Source organism: Halostagnicola alkaliphila, assembly GCF_055379965.1.
Map to the genome: position 1 here is coordinate 2,166,782 of NZ_AP043826.1, position 24,396 is coordinate 2,191,177.

General features: G+C 60.9%; 19 protein-coding genes. 5 read left to right on the forward strand and 14 right to left on the reverse strand.

What is annotated here, in order from left to right:
• Positions 1-67 precede the first annotated feature (67 nt).
• On the forward strand, positions 68-1,291 hold the full coding sequence (locus tag ACZ5C7_RS16130) for a GNAT family N-acetyltransferase (protein WP_464377305.1): 1,224 nt from the start codon (positions 68-70) through the stop codon (positions 1,289-1,291).
• A gap of 168 nt (positions 1,292-1,459) precedes the next feature.
• Here the strand turns inward: ACZ5C7_RS16130 and ACZ5C7_RS16135 are convergent, their stop codons facing one another.
• From ACZ5C7_RS16135 to ACZ5C7_RS16170, 8 genes are all read right to left on the reverse strand, one after another.
• Positions 1,460-2,452 (reverse strand): ABC transporter permease, encoded by a 993-nt coding sequence (locus ACZ5C7_RS16135; protein WP_464378461.1) that lies wholly within the window; start codon positions 2,450-2,452, stop codon positions 1,460-1,462.
• A 35-nt stretch (positions 2,453-2,487) separates the two neighbouring features.
• Positions 2,488-3,678, reverse strand: a complete 1,191-nt coding sequence (locus tag ACZ5C7_RS16140) for an ABC transporter permease (protein ID WP_464377306.1) — start codon at positions 3,676-3,678, stop codon at positions 2,488-2,490.
• On the reverse strand, positions 3,675-5,276 hold the full coding sequence (locus ACZ5C7_RS16145) for an ABC transporter ATP-binding protein (protein ID WP_464377307.1): 1,602 nt from the start codon (positions 5,274-5,276) through the stop codon (positions 3,675-3,677). The genes ACZ5C7_RS16140 and ACZ5C7_RS16145 overlap by 4 nt, the downstream gene beginning before the upstream one ends.
• Positions 5,277-5,282: 6 nt before the next feature.
• A complete protein-coding gene (locus ACZ5C7_RS16150; protein ID WP_464377308.1) occupies positions 5,283-6,338 on the reverse strand; it encodes a BMP family lipoprotein in 1,056 nt (351 codons plus the stop codon).
• Positions 6,339-6,579: 241 nt separating this feature from the next.
• Positions 6,580-7,326 carry a cohesin domain-containing protein gene (locus ACZ5C7_RS16155; RefSeq protein WP_464377309.1) on the reverse strand — a complete coding sequence of 249 codons (747 nt, stop codon included), beginning with the start codon at positions 7,324-7,326 and terminating at the stop codon, positions 6,580-6,582.
• A 109-nt stretch (positions 7,327-7,435) separates the two neighbouring features.
• Positions 7,436-9,028, reverse strand: a complete 1,593-nt coding sequence (locus tag ACZ5C7_RS16160) for a bifunctional metallophosphatase/5'-nucleotidase (RefSeq protein WP_464377310.1) — start codon at positions 9,026-9,028, stop codon at positions 7,436-7,438.
• A 205-nt stretch (positions 9,029-9,233) separates the two neighbouring features.
• On the reverse strand, positions 9,234-10,205 hold the full coding sequence (locus ACZ5C7_RS16165) for a nucleoside hydrolase (protein ID WP_464377311.1): 972 nt from the start codon (positions 10,203-10,205) through the stop codon (positions 9,234-9,236).
• A gap of 133 nt (positions 10,206-10,338) precedes the next feature.
• Positions 10,339-11,505: an NAD(P)/FAD-dependent oxidoreductase gene (locus ACZ5C7_RS16170; RefSeq protein ID WP_464377312.1), complete on the reverse strand. Its 1,167-nt coding sequence runs from the start codon at positions 11,503-11,505 to the stop codon at positions 10,339-10,341.
• A 145-nt stretch (positions 11,506-11,650) separates the two neighbouring features.
• On the opposite strand from ACZ5C7_RS16170, the gene ACZ5C7_RS16175 reads away from it, so the two are divergent.
• A complete protein-coding gene (locus ACZ5C7_RS16175; protein WP_464377313.1) occupies positions 11,651-12,631 on the forward strand; it encodes an ornithine cyclodeaminase family protein in 981 nt (326 codons plus the stop codon).
• Between the two features lie 234 nt (positions 12,632-12,865).
• On the forward strand, positions 12,866-14,731 hold the full coding sequence (locus ACZ5C7_RS16180; protein ID WP_464377314.1) for a sensor histidine kinase: 1,866 nt from the start codon (positions 12,866-12,868) through the stop codon (positions 14,729-14,731).
• A 31-nt stretch (positions 14,732-14,762) separates the two neighbouring features.
• Here the strand turns inward: ACZ5C7_RS16180 and purL are convergent, their stop codons facing one another.
• Positions 14,763-16,958 (reverse strand): phosphoribosylformylglycinamidine synthase subunit PurL, encoded by a 2,196-nt coding sequence (gene purL, locus ACZ5C7_RS16185; RefSeq protein ID WP_464377315.1) that lies wholly within the window; start codon positions 16,956-16,958, stop codon positions 14,763-14,765.
• A 226-nt stretch (positions 16,959-17,184) separates the two neighbouring features.
• Here purL and ACZ5C7_RS16190 point away from each other — a divergent pair, with 226 nt between their 5' ends.
• Together ACZ5C7_RS16190 and ACZ5C7_RS16195 are read left to right on the forward strand one after the other, a co-directional pair.
• Positions 17,185-17,871 (forward strand): PHP domain-containing protein, encoded by a 687-nt coding sequence (locus tag ACZ5C7_RS16190; RefSeq protein WP_464378462.1) that lies wholly within the window; start codon positions 17,185-17,187, stop codon positions 17,869-17,871.
• The gene (locus tag ACZ5C7_RS16195; protein ID WP_464377316.1) at positions 17,868-18,995 is read left to right on the forward strand and encodes an asparagine synthase C-terminal domain-containing protein; all 1,128 of its coding nucleotides are present in this window, start codon (positions 17,868-17,870) and stop codon (positions 18,993-18,995) included. The genes ACZ5C7_RS16190 and ACZ5C7_RS16195 overlap by 4 nt, the downstream gene beginning before the upstream one ends.
• A 66-nt stretch (positions 18,996-19,061) precedes the next feature.
• On the opposite strand, the gene ACZ5C7_RS16200 is transcribed toward ACZ5C7_RS16195, so the two are convergent.
• The 5 genes from ACZ5C7_RS16200 to ACZ5C7_RS16220 form a co-directional block, all read right to left on the reverse strand.
• Positions 19,062-20,156, reverse strand: a complete 1,095-nt coding sequence (locus ACZ5C7_RS16200) for an Mrp/NBP35 family ATP-binding protein (RefSeq protein WP_464377317.1) — start codon at positions 20,154-20,156, stop codon at positions 19,062-19,064.
• Between the two features lie 155 nt (positions 20,157-20,311).
• Positions 20,312-20,620, reverse strand: a complete 309-nt coding sequence (locus ACZ5C7_RS16205) for a hypothetical protein (RefSeq protein WP_464377318.1) — start codon at positions 20,618-20,620, stop codon at positions 20,312-20,314.
• Positions 20,617-21,978 carry an NrfD/PsrC family molybdoenzyme membrane anchor subunit gene (gene nrfD, locus ACZ5C7_RS16210; protein WP_464377319.1) on the reverse strand — a complete coding sequence of 454 codons (1,362 nt, stop codon included), beginning with the start codon at positions 21,976-21,978 and terminating at the stop codon, positions 20,617-20,619. Before nrfD ends, ACZ5C7_RS16205 begins: the two co-directional genes overlap by 4 nt.
• Positions 21,975-23,432, reverse strand: coding sequence for a 4Fe-4S ferredoxin N-terminal domain-containing protein (locus ACZ5C7_RS16215; protein ID WP_464377320.1), 1,458 nt, complete (start codon positions 23,430-23,432; stop codon positions 21,975-21,977). Before ACZ5C7_RS16215 ends, nrfD begins: the two co-directional genes overlap by 4 nt.
• Positions 23,433-23,690: 258 nt before the next feature.
• Positions 23,691-24,365, reverse strand: coding sequence for a helix-turn-helix domain-containing protein (locus ACZ5C7_RS16220; protein WP_464377321.1), 675 nt, complete (start codon positions 24,363-24,365; stop codon positions 23,691-23,693).
• Positions 24,366-24,396: the final 31 nt, after the last annotated feature.

The following is a 24,396-nucleotide window of genomic DNA, read 5'->3' on the forward strand; positions in this document are numbered from 1 at the left end:
TGACGGCAATCCGGAGCAGATCCGGCGATTCGCCACGTTATTGATTTTCCGGCCCGTCTGCGAGCGTATGGTCGACTATCTTCCCCTGCCGGACGACCAGAGACAAGTCTTTTTCGAGTACACGAACTACGCGTTCTCTCCGCAAACGGGGCCGATAGACTACGATCCGGAGGAACACGAGACGCCGCGGTTCACCCTCGGATCACCCCGTGGCCTCTATACGGAGGATGAATCCGACGAGGAGCCCCGCGTCGTCTGCCGCCAGTACTGGCTCGAGGCGAGCATTCGCGGCGAAACCCATCCCGTCGCCGGACTCGCGGGAGTCGCCTCTCCCCCCGAATCTCGTCGGCAGGGGCTGGTTCGAAAACTCCTCGAGCGGTCGCTCGAGGAGTATCGAGACCGGGGCCGAGCCGTGTCCGTTCTGTGGCCGTTTCGGTACGACTTTTATCGGAAGTACGGCTGGGACACGGCCAACGATCGCGTGAGCTACGACTGCGACCCGGACGCGCTTTCGTTTGCGACTGGGGCCGTCGACGACCCGACGTTCGTTGCCGTCGGTCCCGACTCGATTGGAGCGCTCGATGCCGTGTACGGACGACACTCGGACGAGTACGCTCTCACGCTCGAACGAGACGACGCGTGGTGGCGGACTCGAATTCTGTCCAACCGGGGAGCCGATCCCTTCGTCTACGCCCTCGAGCGCGACGGGACGACTGCGGGGTATCTCGTCTACACGATCGACGGGGAGTGGGGTTCCCGGACGATGAAAGTCAAGGAGTTAGCGTTCGACGACCACGACGCGTTTCTCTCCCTCCTCTCGTTCTGTCACACGCACGATTCGCAGGTCGAAACGGTGGAGCTTCCCGGTCCAGCCGATTCGGACCTTCTCGATCTCACGCCGAAACCGGAGGCCGTCGACTGCACCGTTGAAACTGGCCCGATGGTCCGCATCGTGGACGTCGAATCGGCGCTTTCGATGGTCACGTATCCGGTCGGGGAATCGTCCGAAACGACCCGACGACTAACGCTTTCCGTCTCCGATCCGCTGGTCGAGTGGAACGGCGGCTGCTTCGAACTCGAGGTCACGGGAGGGAAAGCGACGTGCGATCGAACCGACGACGAACCGGACGCCGAAATCGATATCGGCGCGCTCTCTCAGCTCTTGGTCGGAACGCGTTCTGCACGCGACCTCGAGCGAGTCGGACGGCTTCGAACCGCGTCCGAAGCGGAACTCGAAACGCTCGAGTCGCTATTTCCGGAAACCCAGGTCTATCTCCGAGAGCACTTTTGACGACGCTTCGAAGACGCTCGAGCGGTGTATTTTCGGTCCGTGTCGTCAGTCGGCTCGACGAGTCGACTGGCGTCGTTGGATCGTGGGATAAAGTGTCGAACGGAAACTGACGGCCGAAACGAAAATCGGGTCGAAACGGGGCGAACGACGAAACAAGAGCGGAGTCACTCAGTCGTCGGACTCGTAGTGGTCGCCCGCGGCCGACGGCATTCGGGTTTTTCCGACGAAGGCGAGAACGACGAGCACCGTGACGTAGGGGATTATCCCGACGAGCGTCGGAGATAGGTCAAATCCGGCGACTTGTTGAATCTGGTGTTGGAGTGCTTCGAGGCCGGCGAAGAGGAACGAAGCGAAGAACGCGCCGATCGGGTTGTAGTTGCCAATCAGGTACGCCGTGAGTCCGATGAAGCCGCGACCGTCCATCATCGTATCACCGCTGCCGACGAACTCTCCGAGGTTGAGTGCTAACCCGGCACCGCCGATCCCACAGTAGACTCCAGAGAGGAGGACGCCCGCGTACCGGACCTTCCGGACGTTGACGCCCGCCGTGTCGAGCGATTTCGGATCTTCGCCGCTCGCCTCGATCCACATCCCAAACGTGGTCCGATTGAGGAGGTACCACGAGAACGGTACCGCGAGGATGAGAAGCAATACTGGCGGCGTCACGACGAACACCCCGCCGATCACCGGTAAGTTCGAAAGACCGGGGATCGCCCACGCGGAGAAACTCTCGACGCTCGGACTGCTGACCTGATCCCAGATGATGTAGCTCGCGAACGGGGCGAACCCGAGCGCGATCAGCCAGACCGCGAGTCCGGCGATAATCTGGTCGGCCTCGAATTCGATACAGACGATCGCGAACAGCAGCGCGACCACCGTACTCGCGACGATAGCGAAGCCGAACGCGAGCCAGATGTTTGCACCGATTGGCGTCAGCGACAGCGCGTACAGACTTGCAATCGCACCGAACGCGCCGATGATGAGCAAGCCCTCGAGTCCGATGTTGATGACGCCGGCTTTTTCGGCGAAGATACCGCCCATCGCGGCGAACCCGATGGGGACGGTGAGTCGCAACGCCGAAGAGATGGACGCCGAACCCACGAGGCCGACGGTCCAGAGGCCGATCACGAGAAGGCCGACGAAAACGGCTCCGAGAGCCATCGCATCTCGCCTGGAAATTTCGATTGTCGGTTTCTTCACGCCTCTTCACCTCCGCTTGCCCCAACCGGGTCAGACCCAAATCCGGACCACTTGCCGAGCATTCGGAAGAACTCGGGCATCGCGATGAAGAGGATGATCATACCGCGAAGCACGTCGACGAGTTCGTTCGGAACGCCGAGCGAGAGATCGATCGCGACGCTCCCGCTTTTAAGGCCGCCGAACAGGAGCGACGCCGGGATAACGCCGATCGGGTTGTTTCCGGCGAGAATGGAGACCGCGATTCCATCGAACCCGAGCGCTGGCATGCCGGATTGCCAGCGGTACTGGACCATCATGACGTAAATCGCACCGGCGACGCCGCCGAGTGCGCCCGAAAGGGTCATGCTGGTCACGATATTTCGTTTGGCGTTGACCCCACTGTACTCGGCGGCGGCCTCCTGAATGCCACTCGTGCGTAGTTCGTAGCCGAGGACGGTCCGCGTGTACAGCAGGGAGATCCCGACTGCGACGAGTAGCGCTCCGATCAGCGCGTATATCGAAAACCGAGAGCCGCTGATAGACATCGGGAACCGAGCAACTGACGGAATCGTCTCGGTCAGAGTCGAATCTGATGTCAGATCACCGACGTGGTTGTTGACGAGATAGATCGCGACTCCGGTCGCGACGAAGTTGAGCATGATCGTCGTGATCACCTCGTGTGCGTCGGCGTACGCTTTCATCAGTCCGGGAATCATTCCCCAAACACCGCCAGCAAGTGCCCCGGCGGCGATTCCGACGGGGATAACGATGAGCATGCCGACGACGTTTTGCGGAACGAACTGGCTGAGTTCGAGAACGACTAATGCAGTCGCCAATGCGCCCAGAACCATCTGGCCTTGCGTCCCGATGTTGAACAGTCCGGCCCGGAAGGCAACGGCAACCGAGAGTCCGGTAAACAGCAACAGCGTCGTCTCCCGTAAGGTCCGTGCGAGCCCGCCTGAGGACCCGAACGCGCCCTCGAGCATCGTCCAGTACACCTCAAGCGGATTGTAACAGCCGTACCCGATACCGGGCAACAGGACGAACGGGTCGTCGCATTCGGTAACGAATCCCGAGACGAGCACGAGAACCGCTCCGACGGCCACCGCGAACAGAAGCGAGGCGAGACTGATGACGATTCGTTCGACCGGCGAGGCGTCGACGAGTCGATCGAGTACCGAACCGGCTCGCGTTCGAAGCCCGCTCATGCGGATTCTCGCCTCCGAATTCGAGCACCGTCGACGTCCATACCGGTCGGCCGTTCGCCGGCCATCAGGAGCCCGAGTTGCTCCTCGGTGACGTCGGCGGGGTCGACGACCGCGATGATATCGCCGTCGTACATGACCGCGAGTCGATCGGAGAGACGCCTGACCTCCTCGAGTTTCGAGGAGACGAGCAACACGGCCTTTCCGTCCGCTCGGAGGTCCAACAGTCGATCGTGGATGAATTCGATGCTCCCGATGTCGACGCCTCGCGTCGGCTGTGAGGCGACCACTAGCGACGGATCGCGCTCGAACTCGCGACCGACGATGAACTTCTGTTGGTTCCCGCCCGAAAGCGAGTAGGCATCAGCCGACGGATCGGGTGGCCGAACGTCGTACTCGTCGATCACGTCGTCGACGTACGATTCGGCGTTATCCCAGTCGATTCGCCACCCGTCGGAGAACTCCGGCAGGCGCTGACAACCGAGGATGCCGTTTCGCCGAAGATCGTAGTCCATCACGAGGCTTCGTTTCTGTCGATCCTCGGCGACGTAGGCCATTCCCATCCCGATCCGGTCACTGCGTGGGAGTTCGGTGATATCCGTCCCGTCGAACGTGATCGTGCCATCTGACGGCGTTTGGAGGCCTGTAATAGCTTCGACGAGTTCGGATTGGCCGTTCCCGTCGACGCCGGCGATCCCGAACACTTCACCTTCGTGAACCCCGAAATCGACGGCATCGACCGCCGTTACGTTACGGTCGTCTTCGACGCTCACGCCCTCGACTTCGAGCACCGGTGTTCCGCGTTCGATGTGGGGTTTTTCAACCTCGAGTAAGACGTCTCGCCCGACCATCATTCGGGCGAGCTCTTCGCGCGACGCGCCTTCGGCCGGAACGGTGCCGGCCAGTTCGCCGTCGCGGAGCACGCTGATGTCGTTTGCCGCGTGCAACGCTTCGCCGAGCTTGTGCGTGATGAAAATTATCGTTTTTCCTTCGGCGATTAACTCCTCGAAGATGTCGAACAGCCCCTCGACCTCCTGGGGCGTAAGCACCGCAGTCGGTTCGTCGAGAATCAAGATTTCGGATCCTCGGTAAAGGGTCTTGAGAATTTCGACGCGCTGTTGTTCTCCGACGCTGATATCCTCGATCCGTTCGGTTGGATTCAGATCGAAGCCGTACTGTTGTGCGAGGGCTTTGGTCTCCTCGATAGCTTGCGTTCGATCGGTTGCGAGTCCGCCCCACTTCGTCGGTTCGTCCCCGAGAACGACGTTTTCGGCGACGGTCATCGTATCCACGAGCATGAAGTGCTGGTGAATCATCCCGATCCCGGCGTCCATCGCGTCGCGAGGGCCGTCGAATTCGCGTCGCTCGCCGTTGATCCACACGGTACCCTCGGTCGGTTCGTACAGTCCGTAGAGGACGTTCATCAGCGTGGTCTTTCCGGCGCCGTTCTCGCCGATAAGTGCGTGAATCGTCCCCGACTCGACGGCAAAATCGACATCATCGTTCGCGATTACTCCCGGGAACCGCTTCGTAATGCCGTCTAGGTGGACGGCTACGTTCTCAGTCTGTACACGGTCAGACGAGTCGTCGTCAGCGTACATCTGAATCTAGAGGTCGTCGAGATTGTCCGGAACGTCGATGTCGCCGTCGATAATCTGTTGGCGAGAGTCCGCAAGCGCATCGACGATGTCTTCAGGAAGTTCGTCCTCGAAATCCTGCCCAATAACCGCGTCGACGCCGTCCTCCTCAAGTCCGAGGTCGTTGGTTTCTCCACCTTCAAACTCGTCTTCGACGACTGACTCAATCGAATCGTAAACGGCGTTATCGACGCGTTTGATCATACTAGCGACGATCACGTCGCTTGATTCTTCGGCGCTGAGCGACTGGTCATCGTCGACGCCGATCGCAAACCGTTCGTTCGATTGGGCCGCCTCGAAGACGCCGCCTCCAGTACCGCCGGCGGAATGATAGACGACATCCGCACCGTCTACGTACATTCCGTTCGCAATTTCTTGGCCCGTCGACGGATCGTCCCAACTCCCGGCGTACGCCGACGGCGTTTCGATGGAGTCGTCCACGTACTCCGCACCGGCGATGTAGCCGGCTTCGAACCGCTCGATGAGCCCCGTCTCTTCGCCGCCGACGAAGCCGACGATGGAGTCGTCCGGATTCGTTTCGCCGCCAGCGTGTGCGTATTCTGTCTCTGTCAGGAGCCCCGCGAGATGTCCAACCTGGAACGATCCTTCCTGTTCGCGGAAGACGTAGCTGTCGACGTTATCGGCGTCAACGACCGCGTCGACGATGACGAACTGCTGGTCGTCGAACTCCTCGGCGTTCTCGATCAAATCGGTTTCGTGATCGAAGCCGATACAACAGACCAGATCGATATCCTCGTCCCCCGCGAACTGCTGTTGCATGTCGTTCATATCCGCGACGGTATCCGGCTCGGCATCCTGATAGTCGATATCGAAGTCGGATTCGGCGTCTTCGATGCCGGAGTGAGCCATGTCGTTAAACGATTCGTCGCCCAGCCCCCCGGTCGAGTAGACGATACCGACAGTGACATCCGCTTCGTCGTCACCGTCTCCGTCGTCAACTAAACACCCGGCCATTCCCGCGGTTGCTCCCACACCAACCGACGAGAGAAAGGTTCGTCGTTGCATAACAGTTACGGATCAAACCGAACCATCTTATATTTTCTGGACCGAATTTTGACCATCCACGTGCGTTTAGATAATTTCCATTACCGAGTTTACAGTCATAAACTACATTCGCCTCAGGGTGGAGTGACTTCCTCGATCAGATTCATCCATTCGAACGAATTTTGTCGGTAGCGCCGCGCCGAGCCACGTAACAGGGTGAGAGAATGTCATATCTACGGCCGAGCAACGAGTCGGACCCAACTCAGCCCGTGACCGAACGAGACCAGTACAGCACCACCCCTCCGAGGACGGTCGATACGGTGAGTATCCCGAAGCCGGGGATATCGTCGCTTTGACCCACGTTCGCACCCTCGTCGGAACGGTCGTCGTCTAATTCGCCGGATTCGGGGATTTCGTCGCCGCCGTCGTCCGGGCGGACGATCTCCTCGGTCGGCGGACCGCGTTCTTCGCCGCCTCCGTCGACGGTGATCGTTCCGGCGTGTTCGAACGTTGCGAGCGGGTGGCCGTCGATCAGGAACGCGTTCGCGTTATCGAACTCGAGGACGACGTCGGACGGTTCGAGGTCCTCGGCGATTTCGAACGTCAACGCGACCACGCTTCCGTACCCGGTCACGCCATCGAGATCCGAATCCCGTTCTTGCACGACGGAGGCGTGTCCGTCCTCGTTACCGTCCGTGTAGACCGTCGTATCGGTATCTTGGCCCTCGAGCCACGTGCCGCGTTCGACGTCGGACACGCTCACCGCTTCGGGGTCGTATCGCACGTCGAATTCGACGGCGCCGACGCCCGTTCCGTCGTACCCGCCGCTGCTCTGGCCCATCACTCGAATCTCGACGGAATCGCCGGCACTCGCGTCCGGTTTGTCGGGTTCGAACAGGAGCATCAGTCGAGAATCTCCCGCGAGAACGCCCCCGGTGACGGCTATCGTAAGCGCTGTCAGCACGACTACGAGCCCGAGAGCCTTTTTGGCGGCCTGAGATGTGAACATCGTCGATAGCTCGGTTGTCGGGAACGTTCATTCGGAACGGCCGTCGGGAGCGCTTGATCGACCGCTCCGAACGGCTCCAGTACTGCTCACTCGATGCGTTCCGAGGACATCATACCGATTGAATCCGTCCCTCTTCTTCGGGTGAGATGACTCCTTCTGCTTCGATCGCGCTCAGCGCGAGTGCCGAGACGAGCGTTCCCTCGTCGTCCGATCTGATGACTTCACCCTCCGCGAGCGGTTCGTAGCCGTCTCCGCCGCCCATGAGGAAGTCGTTGGTCGCGAGCTCGTAGGTTTCGTCCGGATCGACCGGCTCGCCGCCGATCTCGAGTTCTTCGACGCGGTCCTCTTCCGGGGCGTCCGGATCGAACGTAAACGATATCCCGCTCACCTGCGGGAATCTGCCGTGGCCCTCCTCGACCGAGCTGACGCCGATTTCGACGGCTTCCTCGAGCTGTTCGCCCGTCACTTCGATCAATCCCGTGTAGTTTGGGAACGGGAGGATATCCACGATCATCCGGCGGGTGATATCTCCGGCGGGGTACAACTCGTCGCTCCGGATCCCGCCGCCGTTCTGAAGTGCGGCGTCGGCACCGAACTCCTCGCGCATAACGTCGGTGAGCCAGTTTCCGAAGTTCGATTCTTCCCGGCGAACGGTGTCGGTCCTGACGTCGAGATCGACCGTCGTTTCGCCGATTACCTCCTCGAGTTCCTCGTCGAGGTCCGCTTCGAACCCGACTAGTAGCTCCTGAATTTCCTCGTGTGGATCGACGTCACCGGCTTCGACCAACTCGACCAGATCGTGTATTTCAAACGTGTAGTCGGCTATCTCGCCGTCTTCGATCTCGAGATCCAGCTGGCCGACGTAATCGAACTCGTCGCCGACGAACGAAAGGATCGTGTCGTTGATCTCGGCCGGTTCGTCGTAGACCTGTGCGGCGTGATCGCCGACGATCACGTCGAACCCGTCGACTTCCTCGGCTAGTTGTTCGGCGTTGTGACTCGAGATGTGCGAGAGCAACACGATGATATCCGCACCGTCGTCTCGCATGTCGGCGATGACCTCTTCTGACGCTTCGGCGTACTCGAGGAACTCGGTGTTTTCGCCGGGGGAGGAAACGTCCTGCGTATCGGACGGCGCCAACCCTGTGAAGCCGATGCTGACGTCATCGGCCGCTTCGATTACGTATCGTTCGGCACCTGCGTCGCTCGCGACGACGTCGTCGGCTTCCGTATCGACCGCGTTCGCGCTGAGCCACGAGAACTCGCTCATCTCCACGTTTTCTTTCATGCTCTCGAGGCCGTTGTCGAACTCGTGGTTTCCGACGGCGTTGTGCGAAAGCGGACTCGCGTTCAACATCTCCGTGATGTGTTTCCCGTCGTACACCGACGATTCGACGGACATGTGGAGGTCGTCGCCGTTTCCGACAGCGAACCCGTTGGCGCCCGGGCTCTCCTCGTAGAGGTCGTCGATGAGTCCGAAGTAGTTCGCGATGTTCCAGTCGTCGTCGGACTCGCCCATCAGACCGTGAAAGTGCGTATCGTGGATGAGGCGGATGTTCGTTCCATCCGTGCCGCCGTTCGAGTCGTCGTCATCGTTCGGGTCGGACGCGTCCCCACAGCCGGCGAGCGCGACCGCACCGGCGGCCCCGACGTACTGGAGAACGCGTCGTCGTTGGACCGTGTCCGATCCGTCACTTGTCATTGATGAACATACCATTTCACTGGAATCTAAAAACAGTTCCTATTACTCGACAGTTACGCTCCATACAACCCAATATCAGTACATAAAACACAAAAGTTGGGGAACTATGCCACACACAGCTATCTTCGAACGGCGAATTCGCGATCGTTGAAGCCGAAGATTCGTTCTCGGGAGACAGCGCGAGCGTTCGAACTCGATGAGACGGTTACCCGGAGTAGTGAGGGTCCCCGTGCCGGTACATATCGAGCATCATCCGTTCGAACCGATCGCCGTCGACCGACTCGACCACGCGAGTTCGGGGCTCACCGTCGGTGACCTCGAGTTCGTCCACCAAACTGTAGCCTCGAGTCGGTCCCTCGCGGTCGTCGACTTCGACGTGGTAGGTTCGGGCTTCCTCGACGATATCCGGCTCGAGGAGCGTCGCGAGCGTCATCGAGTCCGGCTGGGTCGTGACGTCCGCGCCGAGGGCGTCGTCGTCGGATTGGGCGTTGAACTCCCGGACGGCTTTCGTAATCGTCACGTAAAAGTCGGCCAGCGGGGTGTCTATCGTCTCGACTTCCTCGAACACCTCGGGTTCGAACAACGAATCCCGAACCGTGACGCCCCAGTCGACGAGGGTCGCCTCGAACGCCTCGATCACCATCCGAGCCGCGTCGGGGTCGACCCAGAAGTTGTACTCCGCCGCCGGGGTGATGTTCCCCAGCGTGTTGACGGCTCCACCCATGATCAGGACGCCGTCGAGCAATTCGGGAAGGTCGGGTTCGCGCTGGAGTGCCAGCGCGACGTTCGTCAACGGTGCGATACAAGCCAACGTTATTTCGCTGGGATTCTCTCGAGCCATCCGGACGATGTAATCGACCGCGTGCTCGTCGGCCGAGGGGATCCCCGTGTCCGGAAAGAGATCCCCGCCAAGTCCGCCCTCCCCGTGGACGTACTCCGCGAAGTCGTACTCCTTGAGCAACGGCGATTGCGCACCTTCGTAGACGGGCGTGTCCTCGGCCGCCCCGGCGAGATCGAGCGTGTATTTGGCGTTTTCGACCTGGTACTCGAACGGGACGTTTCCGGTACAGATCGTGACGCCCTCCAGGGAGACGCGATCGGAAAGCGCCGCGAGCAAAATCGCCTGCGTGTCGTCGCCGGCGGTGTCCGTATCCAGAATCAGTCGTGTCGTACTCATACGACTCCAGTTGCGAGCCCGGGTACAAATATGTCTCCTTCAGTCGATAAAAGTGGACCACTGTAAACAATTCAATAAATAGCACTCCGGACTGGGGAAGAAAACCCTAAGATGCGTCGATCCTTCGAATTATTCAAACGACGTTTTTCTCGGTTCGGTCGTCGCCCGTATCGAACCGGTCGCTCGAGAGCGCCGAACCGTCCACGAGCGATACCTCGCCGTCGAAAACCAATTCGGCGACGAGTTTCCCCGTCGCCGGGGCGTGTTGAAACCCGTGTCCCGAAAACCCGCCGGCGGTGATGAACCCCGGAATCGTCTCTTCGACGATAGCGTGGTTATCGGGTGACACGGCGTAGAGACCCGCCCAACCGCGCTTGAAGCGAGTCTCCGGCCCGAAACACGTCGTCCACTCTGAGATCGTCTCGAGCGCGTTTGCGGTCCACTCGAAATCCGCCGATTTGGCGTAGGAATCGGGGTCCGATCGTGAATCCTCGGCCGTGGCGTTGTCGGCTCCGTGGCCGCCGATGAGCACGTCGCCGTCCCGCTCCGGCCGATAGTAGGTTTCGGACTCGAGATCGATGGTAAACGGAACGTCCGCCGGAACCGCCTTCTCGGGCGAGACGATGCCGATCTGTCGTCGCTTCGGCACCATCGGTAACTCGAGTCCGGCCATCGATGCGACGCGACCCGTCCAGGGACCGGCGGCATTGACGACGAAATCGGCCTCGAGGCGTCCGTTCTCGGTTTCGACGCCGACCACGCCGTCGCCGTCCGCGGCCGTGAGGATATCGATAACGGCGGTGTTCGTTCGGATGTCTACACCCATTTCCGCACAGGCGGTGGCATACCCTTGCAGTGCAAGGTGCGGATCCGCGAAGCCGTCTCCCGGTGAGTACGTTCCGGCGACGAACGAATCGGCGTCAACGTGTGAATTGTATCGGGCAATGTCCGACGCCTCGAGTAAGTCGCTGGGGACGCCGCGATCGGTTTGCAATCGAACGCCTTCCTCGAGCGTCTCCGCCACCGCTTCGCTTCTGGCGAGAAAGAGATAGCCCGCGCGCCGGTAGTCGATATCGACGCCGAATCGCTCTTCGAACGACTCCCAGACGGCGATGCTCTCGAGCGAGAGGTCGACGTTGACCGGCGTCGAGAACTGTGCTCGTATGCCACCTGCGCTCCGTTCGGTACTTCCGCTCCCGAGGGAGCCTTTTTCACAGACCGTCACATCACCGCCGCGCGAGGCGAGCGCGTACGCACTCGAGAGGCCGACGATCCCGCCGCCAACAACGACGACATTCATATGTTACCATTACCCATTGACTTCGATAAGGATTCGGGGGATTCCCACGCTAGAAACCACTAATCATTTCGACTTGTCTCCCTTCTGGTTCGAGTGTGTCATCCGTCTGACGTACACTGAAGTAGTACCCCATCGTGGTTCGAATATGGTCCGTATTTTCTCTGATTCGAACGTCGCCTCCCTCCTCGAGCTCGAGGACCTTTTGCCCGTCGTCGCCACAGCGTTCGAGCGCCAGCGAGACGGCGCCGTCGAGCGGCCGGAGCGTCCCCACTATCCGATCGGAACCGGCGTCGACACCGACGCGCCCGAGGAGTCCACCGGGACCGGACTCTGCATGCCAGCGTATATCCACGGCTCACCGTACGCCGCCACGAAACTCGTGACCGTTTGCCCCGAGAATACCGAGCGCGAACTACCGACAGTCAACGCACAGATTTCGCTCGTCGACGTCGAAACCGGCCAGCCCGTCGCCTATCTCGCCGGGACGCGGATCACGAGCGCTCGAACCGGCTGTATCGGCGGCCTCGCCGCGAACGAACTCGCAACGAACGAGCCGATCGACCTCGGTTTGATCGGAGCCGGTACCCAAGCCCGCTGGCAAACTCGAGCGATCGACGCCGCCGCCGAACTCGAGTCGATCCGCGTCTACTCGCCGAGCGACTCGAGAGAACGGTGTGCAACCGATCTCGAGGGCGAACTCGGCGTTCCCGCAGAGCCGGTCTCGAACCCTCGAGACGCCGTCGACGGGTCAACCGTCGTCGTCACGGCGACGACGAGTACGGAGCCCGTGTTCCCGGGCGAGGCGCTGACACCGGGAACGCTCGTCATCGCAGTCGGTGCGTACTCGCCGGACATGCGCGAACTCGACGACCGAACGATCGCTCGAGCGGATCGAGTTTTCGCGGACGTTCCCGAGGAGGCGAGAGAAACCGGAGACCTCTCGGGCCACACGAATCTCGACGTCGTCGAATTCGGCGACGTACTGGCGGGCAACGACGGCCGCGAGAACGACGACGAAATACTCGCCTTCTCGAGCGTCGGATCCGCCGTCCTCGACGCAGCGACCGCCGAATACGTCTACGAACGTGGCGTCGACAAAGACGTCGGGTCGGTCGTTTCGCTGTGACCATCCTCGAGTCACTCCGACGCGATGTCACTCGAAACGCAGTAGCGTTGTTCGTCGCATCGTCTTGCCGAGAGTCACCGACGTCGCTCGCTTACGGCCACGACACTCAAATAGCGCCTTTACGAAGCAATAATAGGCGTTTACAGCCGATGACTGACCTGCAATCGGGCGCGGACTCCAGCACTCAAGCGAGAGCGACTGCCAGGTCGTCTCAATTCTCGTCGGTGATCTATCGTGGCCAGTAAGTCGATTCCGCCGATCGATCGAGTCACGGACGCGTTTTTCGCGCTCGATTCGGGCTTTCGGTTTACGTACATTAACGAACGGGCCCAGGCGCTCCTCAAACGCTCTCGAGGAGAACTGATCGGTCGTGTGATGTGGGACGAGTTTCCTCGCACGATCGAAACGCAGTTTCCGGACGGGTTCTACCGAGCGATGGACGAGCAGATTCCCGTCTCGTTCGAGGTCTATCACACGCGTCTGGAAACGTGGTTCGAGGCTCGCGCGTATCCCTCCGAAGACGGACTTTCCGTGTTCATGCGGGATATCACCGAGCGAAAGGACCGGGAGACGAAACTCGCACAGAACGCCGCCGTCGTCGAATCCATCCGAGACGGCGTCGTCGTTCTCGACAACGGAAACCACATCGTCGCGGTCAACGAAGCCATCGAAGCCAATTTCGGAATCGAACGATCGAAGCTAATCGGAGAACACGTCGAATCGCTCCCCCAGTTAGCGTCGATCGAGGACGAGGACACCCTCGAGATCGGGCGTGCGATCGACGACGTCTCCGTCGGCGCTGCGCAGTTTCGCGAACTCGAGATTCCGTTCACCGATCGGCACGAAAACGAGCGGATCTGCGAACTCCGATTGGTTCCGATCGAAGACGAGCGCGCGAACATTGCGGGGATCATCCGGGACGTAACCAAACAGCGGACTCACGAACAGATTATCGAGTCGCTCCACGAACTCACTCGGTGGTTGTTCCAGTCCGACGACCCCGACGAAATCTGTTCGATCGCGGTCCACGCCGGAAGCGACCTCCTCGAGTTACCGATCAGCGGCGTCTGGTTGCTCGACGACACCCACGGCTATCTCGACCCGGTGGCCGGAACGGCCAAAGCCCACGACGAATTCGGCGGACTTCCGCGATTCCGCCCGGGCGAAGGACTCGTCTGGGACGTTTACGAATCCGGCGAGACGGAATACTACAAAGACTTGACGGAGATCGACGAGCTGTACAATCCATCGACACCGGTTCGATCCGAGATCATCGCCCCGATCGGGACACACGGCGTGCTCATGACCGGATCGTTCGAGCCGAACCAGTTCGACGAAACCGACCTCGATCTCGTCTCGACGCTCGTCGAGAACACGAACGTCGCGCTCGACCGCGCCGAGCAAGATCGACTCCTCCGCAAGCGAACGAACCAACTCGAGCAACAGGCCGAACGGTTAGAAGCCGTCGCGGACGTGCTTTCGAACGACCTCAAAGCGCAGATCGAGACGATTTCGGATGCGATCGATGTCGAGAACGAGCAGGAAACTGAATTACCACGTTCGTCGCCCGACGACTCGGTCGAGCGAACCCTCGGGAGAGCCGAACAGTTGGTCGACGACGTCCGCGAATTCGCCCGGAGTTCCCGAAGCGTCCGAGCCCGTTCTCGAGTCGTTCTCGAAACCGCGGTCGACACCGCCGTTGATCGATCGGATCTCGAGCGGACAGCGGTAGTCGTCGAAACCAGTGCCACGCTCAGAGTCGACGAAGATCGGTTCGTTCGGTTACTCGAGACCGTTTTCGAGGACGTTGCGACTCGCCGGGGATCCGACGGTATCGTAACCGTCGGAACCATCGGCGTGAGTGAGTCGGACGAGCCGACTCGGGGTTTTTTCGTGGCCGACAACGCGTCGGAGAGCGCACTCGACAATCACGACCAATTGGTAGAACCCCAACTCGATGGCGACCTGAGCCGCGCTGGACTGGGTCTCGTTCTGGCCCGAGTGATCGCACAGGCACACGACTGGGTGGTCACCGCCGAAACTGGCGACGACGAAACGAGGATCGAATTCCGCGGGGTTACGACTCTGGAAGCGGAATAATACAAAAACTGTCTGTATCTCTGTATTTTCGCTACTCGAGTTCGCGTTCGATCGTCGCTCGGAGGGTCCGAATCTCCGCCGCGTCGGTCTCGATCGTTTCGTTTCCGAGTTCGATCGTGAGCGTCCCGTCGCCGGTCGGAGCCCCAAGCGAGACGACCGGCGTCTCGTCCGGGAACGCATCACGAACCGCATCGGGATCGGTCGTCTGAACGAGCGCCCGCCCCGGCTGTTCGTGAAACAGTGCCCCCGTCGCATCGTCGCTCGAGAGAGAGACGTCGAGTCCGACATCCGGCGAAACCATCTCCGCGAGGGAAACGGCGAGTCCCCCGTGGCTCACGTCGTGGACGGCTCGGGTCGCGTCGTCGTCGGCGACCGCAGCGAGCGTTTTCACGAACGAATCCGGCGCGTCGGAAAGGGTCGGGAACCGGTCGCTTCCGGAGAACTGGGCGAGATACTCGGAACCGCCGAGCCGATAGCCGTCGGATTCGTCGCCGAGATCGCCGACGAGCAGCAGTTCGCCGTCGGACGTCGCCGAAAGCGGCGGCGCGTCGTACCCCGCTTTCGTTCCGACCACCGCGAGCGTGGGTGTCGGCGGAATCGGTCCGGCGGCCGAGTCGTTGTACAGCGAGACGTTACCGCCGACGACGGGAATCGAAAGCGTCGAACACATCTCCGCGAGTCCGTCGACGATCCGTTTGAAGCCGCCGTACACCTCCGGTTTTTCGGGGTTCCCGCCGTTGAGGCAGTCGACCGCCGCCAGCGGCGTTGCCCCTTTGGCCGCGAGGTTCGTCGCGTTTTCGAGTGCGATCGCTTTCGCTCCCTCGAGCGGGTCCACACTGGTCCAGTTCGGCGCGCCACCGGAGGAAATCGCGAGGCCGGTTTCACACTCCCTGATGGCCATTACCGCCGCGTCGTCGCCCGGCGGAACGCTCGTCCGGACGCCGACCTCGTGGTCGTACTGCTGGTAGACCCATCGCTTCGAAGCCGTGCTCGGACTCGAGACGACCGTTTCGAACGCCTCCTCGAGATCGGTATCCGGCCGGTCAACCGCCGGTTCCGGCGGTTTCTCGACTGAGAGATCGTTCATCGGCGCGCCTTCGCCCAGGAAGTACGCGTCGACGTCGACGACGGGTTCTCCTTCAAACGTGCACACGTAGTTCTCGTCGGTGACTTCGCCGATCACCGAACAACCCAGATCGAACCGCTCGGCGATTTCGCGGACGCGATCGACGTTCGTCGGTTCGACCTCGTAACACATCCGCTCTTGAGACTCGGCGAGCAGGATCTCGAGGGCGTTCATGTTCGGCTCGCGCTGGTGGACGCGCTCGAGTTCGATCGTCGCACCGAGCCCCCCTTTCGCGACGAGTTCGCTCGAGGCACCGCCGAGTCCGGCGGCCCCCAAATCGCGTGCGGACTCGATCAGGCTCTCGTCGACGAGGACCTCGTTAGCCTCGATGAGGAGTTTTTCGGCGTACGGATCACCGACCTGCACGGCGGGCCTGTCTTCGGTTTCGGCGTCTTCGGCGAGGTCTTCGCTCGCGAAACTCGCGCCACCGAGGCCGTCGCGACCGGTCCCGTTGCCGACGAGCACGAGCTTGTTGCCCGGCTCCTGTGCCTCGGCGGTGACGAGTCGATCTTCGTTCGTCAGGCCGACGCAGGCGACGTTGACAAGCGGGTTCCCCTCGTAATCGGAGTGGAAATCCACGCTGCCGCCGACGGTTGGAACGCCGATGCAGTTGCCGTAGTGGCTGATCCCCTCGACGACCCCCTCGAAGAGGTACTGGGAGTGCTCGCGGTCGAATTCGCCAAAGTATAGCGAATCCGCGAGGGCGATCGGATAGGCACCCATCGATAGCGTGTCGCGGACGATGCCGCCGACGCCCGTCGCCGCGCCGTCAAACGGGTCCACGTAGGAGGGGTGGTTGTGACTCTCGATACCCATCGTGATGTAGACCGATTCGTCGGCTTCGGTTTCGGTCCCCGCGCTCGCTTCGGTAATCGGCTCGTCGGCGTCGCTGTTCGACGGGAGTTCGACGACTGCCGCGTCGTCTCCCGGCCCGATAACGACCTGCTCCCCCTCGCTTTCGAACGCTGAAAGGAGCGGTCTCGAGGAGCGGTACGCGCAGTGTTCGCTCCAGAGGTTCTCGAACAGCGCCGCCTCGGCCGGGGTGGGATCGCGGCCCAGTTCCTCGACGACGAGTTCACGGTCCGAATCGGCAAGACTCATTCATCCCCATGTTGAAAGCGGGCCGGTAAATGGATTTCTATGTGCACGTCCGTGTATATCGTTTCGGTAGCCGTCGATGTCGAACGGGAGCCCGGAATGCGAACCGAGGGCCCCGGTAGCGACGAACGCGAGCGGAGAACACGTCGCGGGAATCAGCAACGACGACCACCTTCGACCGCGCCCGCGTACCGAGGTGCTTTTGATCAGTCGGACTAAACATCGAGCCGTGCTGTCGGTCGAACTTCATACCCACTCATCGCTGTCGTACGACGGCCGAGACCCGGTCGAACTCATCTTGGAGCAGGCCGCTGCCGTCGGCCTCGATGCGATCGCGATCACAGATCACGACGAAATCGACGCGAGCCTCGAGGCCGCCGAACGAGCCTCGGAGTACGGCCTGGTCGGCATTCCCGGCATCGAAATCTCGAGCAAGGCCGGTCACATCCTCGGGCTCGGTATCGAGGAGGCCGTGCCGCCGGGACTCTCTTACGAATCGACCCTCGAGGCGATCCGATCCCAGGGCGGACTCGCCGTGGTCCCCCACCCGTTTCAGGAATCCCGCCACGGGGTTATGGCGCGTATCACTCGAGAAGAACTCGCCGAAGCCGACGCGATCGAGATCTACAACTCTCGACTCCTTACGGGCCGTGCCAATCGGCAGGCCGAGCGATTCGCCGACTCTCACGGGTTGCCGATGACCGCCGGGAGCGACGCACACATCAGCGAAATGGTCGGCCAAGCGGTGACCCGCGTGAACACTGACGAGCGGGCGGTCGATCCGATTCTGACCGCGATTGGCGAGGGAGAGACCTCCGTCGAGGGCAAACGGACTCCCTGGCACATTAGTTTCCGTCAAGCCGCGGGCGGCGTGACGCGTCGGGTCCGGAAAGGCGTGGGGGCGTTGTTTCAATGACGCTTCGCGGCGCCGATCCGATACCCGTTCGAACCGCCCTCGAAGAGCGTGACCCGCTCCCCGGAACGGCAGGCTTTGCCGGGACAGTCGACGACCGCCTCGTCCGAGACGTTCTCGGGCGCGTTCCGCTGTTCATCGAAGGGGACCCCGAAAACGATCGCACCGGGAGCGCGGATCGAACGAGCGGCCGTTTCGAAACGTGGGCGTTCGACCCGACCGAACTGAACGCCCCGGAGCTGTTCCCCGCCGGCTCCGCGTTAGCGCCGGACGAAACGGGACTCCCCGAGCAGGTCTGGACGCTTCCCGATCCGGCTCCGTACGACGATCACGACATCGCTCTCGAGAACCTCTCGACCGCGGTCGAGACGGCTTCGTCGACCATCGAAACCGAAAACACCGCCGTCGCGTTCTCGGGCGGCGTCGACTCCGCATTAGTCGCGGAGCTACTCGATGCACCACTTTACGTCGTCGGCTTCCCCGACAGTCACGACGTCGAAGCCGCACGGACGGCGGCGGACGCGATGGGCCGCGAACTGACCGTCGTCGAACTCGAGCCGGCCGATCTGGAACGCGCCGTTCCCGAGGTCGCGCGGGCGACCGGTCGAACGAACGCGATGGACGTCCAGATCGCGCTGGGGCTCTACCTCGTCGGCGAACGCGTCGCCGAGGACGGCTTCGACCGACTCGCCGTCGGCCAGGGTGCCGACGAGCTGTTCGGCGGCTACGAGAAGGTCGTTCGACTCGACCACCGCGTCGACGCGGAGACCGTCCGCGGGGCCGTCCGAGAAAGCATCGCGACGCTTCCGAGCCAGTTGCCTCGAGACAGCTGTACGATTCGGGCGGCCGGCGTCGAACCGGTCGCACCGCTCCTCCACGACGCCGTCGTCGACGCGGCGCTTCGGCTGCCGGACGACCTGCTCGCCGACGAAAACACGCGGAAGAAGGCGCTCAGATCCGTTGCAACCCAGTATCTCCCCAACGAGGTCGCCACTCGAGACAAAAAGGCCGTCCAGTACGGGAGTTTAGTCGCTCGAGAACTCGACCGGCTCGCGAGACAGGCAGGGTACAAACGACGGATCGACGATCACGTTTCGAAGTATATCGAATCGCTGCTCAAGGAGTAACCAAGACGAGCCGACGAACTATTTTGCAAAACGAACTGCGGCCTGAAAACGACGGTTGAGTCCGGATCAGCTATCCGTCTCGGTCGGAATCGCGTTTCGGGCCTGTGCGCCCTTGTGCTCGGCGACCTGTCGTCTGTTGATCTCACCGACTCGATCCGCGGCGCTGGCAACGAGTTCGTCGATGGAATCGTAGACGCCGCTTTCCTCGTTCTTTGCGACGGTCCCGGTGCCGTCGGCACCGAAATCGGGATGCATCGGGATTCTGTTGAGGATCGGAATGTCGAAGTCGTCGACGATCTTCTCGACGCCCTCGCCCTGCTCGCCGAATAGTTCGTGTTCGTCGTCGCAGCTCGGACAGACGAACGAACTCATGTTTTCGACGACGCCGACGATCGGTGTGTCGTGTTTCTGGAACATATTGATCCCCTTTCGGGTGTCGTCGAGCGCCATCTCCTGTGGCGTCGTGACGATGATCGATCCGTCGACCGGCATCGATTGCAGAAGGTTCAACGACGCGTCACCGGTTCCCGGCGGCAGATCGACGATGAGGTAGTCGAGACGACCCCACTCGACGCCCTCGAGGAACTTCATCATGAACTTGTTGACCATCGGTCCCCGGAGGATCGCCGGGTCGTCGTCGTCTTCCATCATGAATCCCATACTCATGACGCGAACGCCGTCGGATCGTGGCGGGACGAGACTCTCGTCGGGCGACACTCCCGGTTCGCTCTCGACCGGCAAGATCCGCGGAATGTTCGGGCCGTGAATGTCCGCATCGAGAATGCCGACCATCGCTCCGCGGGACTCGAGTCCGGCAGCGATGTTGGCGGCGACCGTCGTCTTTCCGACGCCCCCTTTCCCGGAGGAGACGGCGATGACGTTTCGGACCTGCGGGAGGACTTCGTCGTCGAACCCCATCTCGCCGCTGACGTGGGCCTTGAGATTCGCCTCGAGGCCGTTTTCGGCGAGTACTTCGCGAATTTCCGTCCCGATATCCATTTCTGCCGGTGAGTACGGGGCGTTGAACGCGAGCGAGATGTTCGCCGTGCCGTCTTCGATCGAGAGGCTGTTAATTAGGCCGAGCGAGACGATGTCGTCACCGATCATCGGATCCTCGATGCTCTCGAGTTCGATTTTGAGTTCGTGTTCTGTGATACTCATGGTGCGTCGATATCTCTAGACGAACGGTAGGGGTGGAACGGGATACGTGTGATGGTTTTGGGTTCAAATGCACCTGACGAGAACGAACGGCGGCAAATAGCAACGAATGGTAACAGTCGACAGCGAAGAAAAACGACCGAAACGGCAGTTGAGAGTTACGGACCGACGGAAGTGAGCGGTTCCGGTAATCCGCCGTAGAACACAAGGGCGATGACGAGGGTGACGATGAACATACCAATCCACATCTGCGACGTGATGGCGACGAGATAGGAGACCCCGAGCAGTCCGGAACTCGTATCGCGGGGCTTCCCGGCGAACCACGCAGCGACCATCACGTACACCGGAACGAGGACAACGCCGAAGATGAGAACGGTCCCGATGTTCGGGAAACCGGTCACACCCTCCGTCCCATCGTACCCGTGGTAGAGGAGGGTTGAGAGTGCGAGAGAGACTTCAGGAATCATGCTTCAACCTCCTGTTTCTTCGCACTTTCGTCTACTGGTTCGTGACCGTGGTCGTCCTGAAGGTGTTCGATCGCGTGGAGTTCGACCACGGGGACGACCTTAGCCATGACGAGGAAGAACAGCACTACCATACCGACGGTCCCGACGAGCGAGAGCCACTCGATCAAGCTCGGGAAGTACGCACCTGGCGTTGCCGCGTAGATCTCGAACGTCGGGTGAAGGAATCCTTCGACGACGAAGAGGATTTTCTCCATCAGGGTCGCAAGCAACACCGTTACGCCGGCGACCATCGCGCGGGCTCGAGTGAACAGCGACGGCCGAATGGTCTGGGCGAAGATGTAGACGAGCGTGCCGAAGACCATCGCCATCGAGAGGAGATAGACTGGGTGGAACAGCGTCGCTTCCTGTGCGACGGCCGTGTCGATCGGTGCGGCGAACATCCCGACGACGTTCTGCTGGAGCTGGAGCCAGAGGAACAGCAGACTGAAGAAGCCGAGCCACAGCAAGAGGCCGCGGAAGACGTCATCAGTGATGATGTGATCCCAGTCGTAGGCGTATCGGAAGGCGGCCGCAACCAGTATGACGCCGCTGATCGCCGAGGTTAGCGCGATCGTGAGGAACTGCGGCCCCTGCACGGCGCTAAACCAGGCGGGCATGCCCGGCAAGACGGCGAACAGCCACGGAATCACACCGCCGTGAAGCAACAGTGGTGCCATGATGATGATCGCGAGCGCGAGCCACCAGACCATCCGTTCGATGATTTCATCCTCTTCCTCGGAGTACCCGAGGGTCAGGACCTTGTAGATCGGTTCGAAGTGGTCCGGCAGTTGGCCGCGGAGTCGCGTTACGTCGTATCGGATCGTCAGCGCGAGATAGGTCGCCGTCAGCACGAAGTATGCTGTGATGACCGTCACGTCCCACACCAACGGCGAGGTGTTGACCGTAATGTGGTAGTGGCCGATGATACTTGTTACCATGCGGTCCGGACGGCCCATGTGGACCATAATGTAGAATCCTGCGGCCGAGAGACCGGCGAGCGTCAGCATCTCCGCAAGGCGAGCGACCGGCATGTACCGGTCCATCCCGAGCAGTCTGACTGCTGCTGAGAGGATGATGCCGCCGTGGGCGATCCCGACCCACCAGATGAACGCGCCGATGTACAGTCCCCAGGTAACGCCGCCGCCGCTCCCCCAGTCCGAGAGGTTCGTAACGGAGAGGCCTTGCTGGAGCTGGTAGGCCCAGGCTACGAGAAAGAGCCCGAACGCGAGCGTCGCGGCGCCGAACAGGATGTAGTAGTTTCGCGACGTTTCCCGTAAGGGACGAAGGATGTCGTCCTCGCTTGGCGTCTTGGTGCTCATATCGGCATCCTCTCGGAGATGTAATCGAGGTCGACGGTGTCTTCGTCGGTAACCTCTTTTCGGACGTCTGCGAGGACCTGGTCTTCGCCGGTGTCAGCACGCTCGTAATCATGCTGATCGTATTGAACTTCCCCTTCAGTCTGCTCCGCCCTCGGACCTGGTTCGTTGCCGACGTAGACGACGTTCGGGTTCGTGCCGACGTCCTCGAGCAGCTTGAACGTCGAAGCGTGCGAGCCCTCTTCGCCCTGAACGATCCGTGTCGCTTCGGTCTCGGTCATTCCGTCGTCGTCATCGTCTTCGGCGGGTTCATCCTCGCCGTCGAGAATTCTAACGGCTTCGAGCAAGTCCGACTCGGCATCGTCTAACTCCTCTTCCTCGAGTTCGTCGTAATCGAGGCCCTCCTCGGGTGCGAAGTTGTCACCGGCTAGTTCGGATTTCGCACGCGTCAGTGCGACGTCGTCGAGATACTGTTGAGGAGCGCTTTCGGAATCGTTCATGTCGCCGAACTGGATCGCGTCCGGTGGACAAGCGGTTTCACAAGCAGTCGTTCCGATCATCTCTTCTCCTTGGTTACCGTCCTGGTGGGACGGACACATGGTACATTTGCTCATGACACCGCGGGGTGCACGGCTATCGACTGGACGACCACGTTCGTCGTATATGTGATCGGTGTCGATAGCTTCGGCGTCCACGTCCGGTTCGCCCCACTGGAAGTAGTTGACGCCGTAGGGACAGGCAACCTGACAGTATCGACAGCCGATACAAACTTCGTAGTCAGTAAGAACGAGTCCGTCGGAATCTCGCGTGTGTCGCGCCGTCGTCGGGCAGACTTTCTCACACGGCGCGTCCGAACAGTGCTGGCACGGACGGACGAGTCGCTGGCGTCCGGAGTTCAGATCCTCATCCGGATCCTCGTAGTCCAGCACGTACATCCAGTTCACACCGGCGTCGAGTTGGTTCTCTTCGGCACACGCCTGAACACAGGAAAGACAACCGTCACACTGCTCGAGGTCGATGACCATCCCCCACTGGGTGCCGTCGTCGTCATCGTCGTCTTCCTGCGCGGCGGCGTCGACGCTCGGTTCGTCGTCGCCGAAGGTCGCGGCGGCACCGAGTCCGAGGAAGGCGGCCCCCGCGCCCATCTTCTTCATCATTTCGCGACGATCCATATCCTCGTCGCCTTCGAACGCCTCGAGTGCGTTGGAAGCGTTCGCTTCCATCTCCTCTAAGGCTTCGGCGGTCGGCCGGTCGTCCTGGCCGAACTCCTCCATCATGTCCTCGTGATACTGTTCGTGGAACTCGGCCTCGGAGAGTTCACCTTTGGTGACTCGCATGGCGTCTTCTGCCATCTGCATCCCGAGGTCGGTATCGTACTCGGTATCGTCGAGCATTGTTTCGAGATCGTTCTCCCATTCCTGCCCGAGCGGGTGGAACGACTCGTCGTCTGCGCTCATCGGGTTAGAACACCTCCGATGTGGCTGTTGAATAGACGTGCATCATACATGTTCGCACGCAATCACTTTCGTTCATTAGTGGAACCTCTATACCGTCTTCACCACTAGATCTGTTTCAAGTGTCGAGTCGATTTCCAGCGCTCGAGAATTGACGCGAATATATTCGCTAATTTATAAGGAACGGGGCTGAAATTGCCGGGACTATTATTGTTGCACGCCAATCAACGGTTGCGATTATCATCTGGTCTCAACCGGAAATTAACTCGGTGCGACCGGTTCGTTCGTTTCTGTGGATTCGTCGGCGTGAGGGACGCTCTCGACGAACCGTTTGATAACCGCTTCCTCCGCTCGATGAAGCGTTTCGCTGCACGTCGATTTCGCGATGTCGAGTTGCTCAGCGAGTTCGGTCAGCGAACATCGCCGCGGCGTGTCGTAGTATCCTTCGTCGACCGCCGCGACGACGACCTCGAGTTGTCGTTCCGAAAGGAGCTGCCGCTCGTTGGGATCCTCTCGGACGGTTTCGATCCGGTACTGGATGTCAAATCGCTCGAGTTGGCTGGCGAGGTTCGCGAGCCGTTGTCGGGTTCCCGTCACCTCGACCGTCGCCATTCCGTTTTGAATTTCGACCGGGAGCTCGATCGGCATTCCGGATTCTCTCGAGGAAAAGAGAAGCAACGGATCGGTGGTCTCGAAGTGAACCGTCACCTCGCCCTCGCCGCGGTGGATCGTCGACAGTTCCGTTATCTGTTCGTGCTCGGTCATCGCTTCGACGACGTCGGCACCGTCGGGTCCGGCGATCTCTACGAGGGCAAATCCGGACTCGGAATCGGGAACGGCCGCGAGGACGCGAAACGTCGACTCGGGATATGCGGACGACACCTGCTGAATCCATACCTGCTCCGGCATCGTTATCGCGAGTGTTGCCTGTGCCATAATACCCGTTCTCGTCGAGACCTTCCTAGCC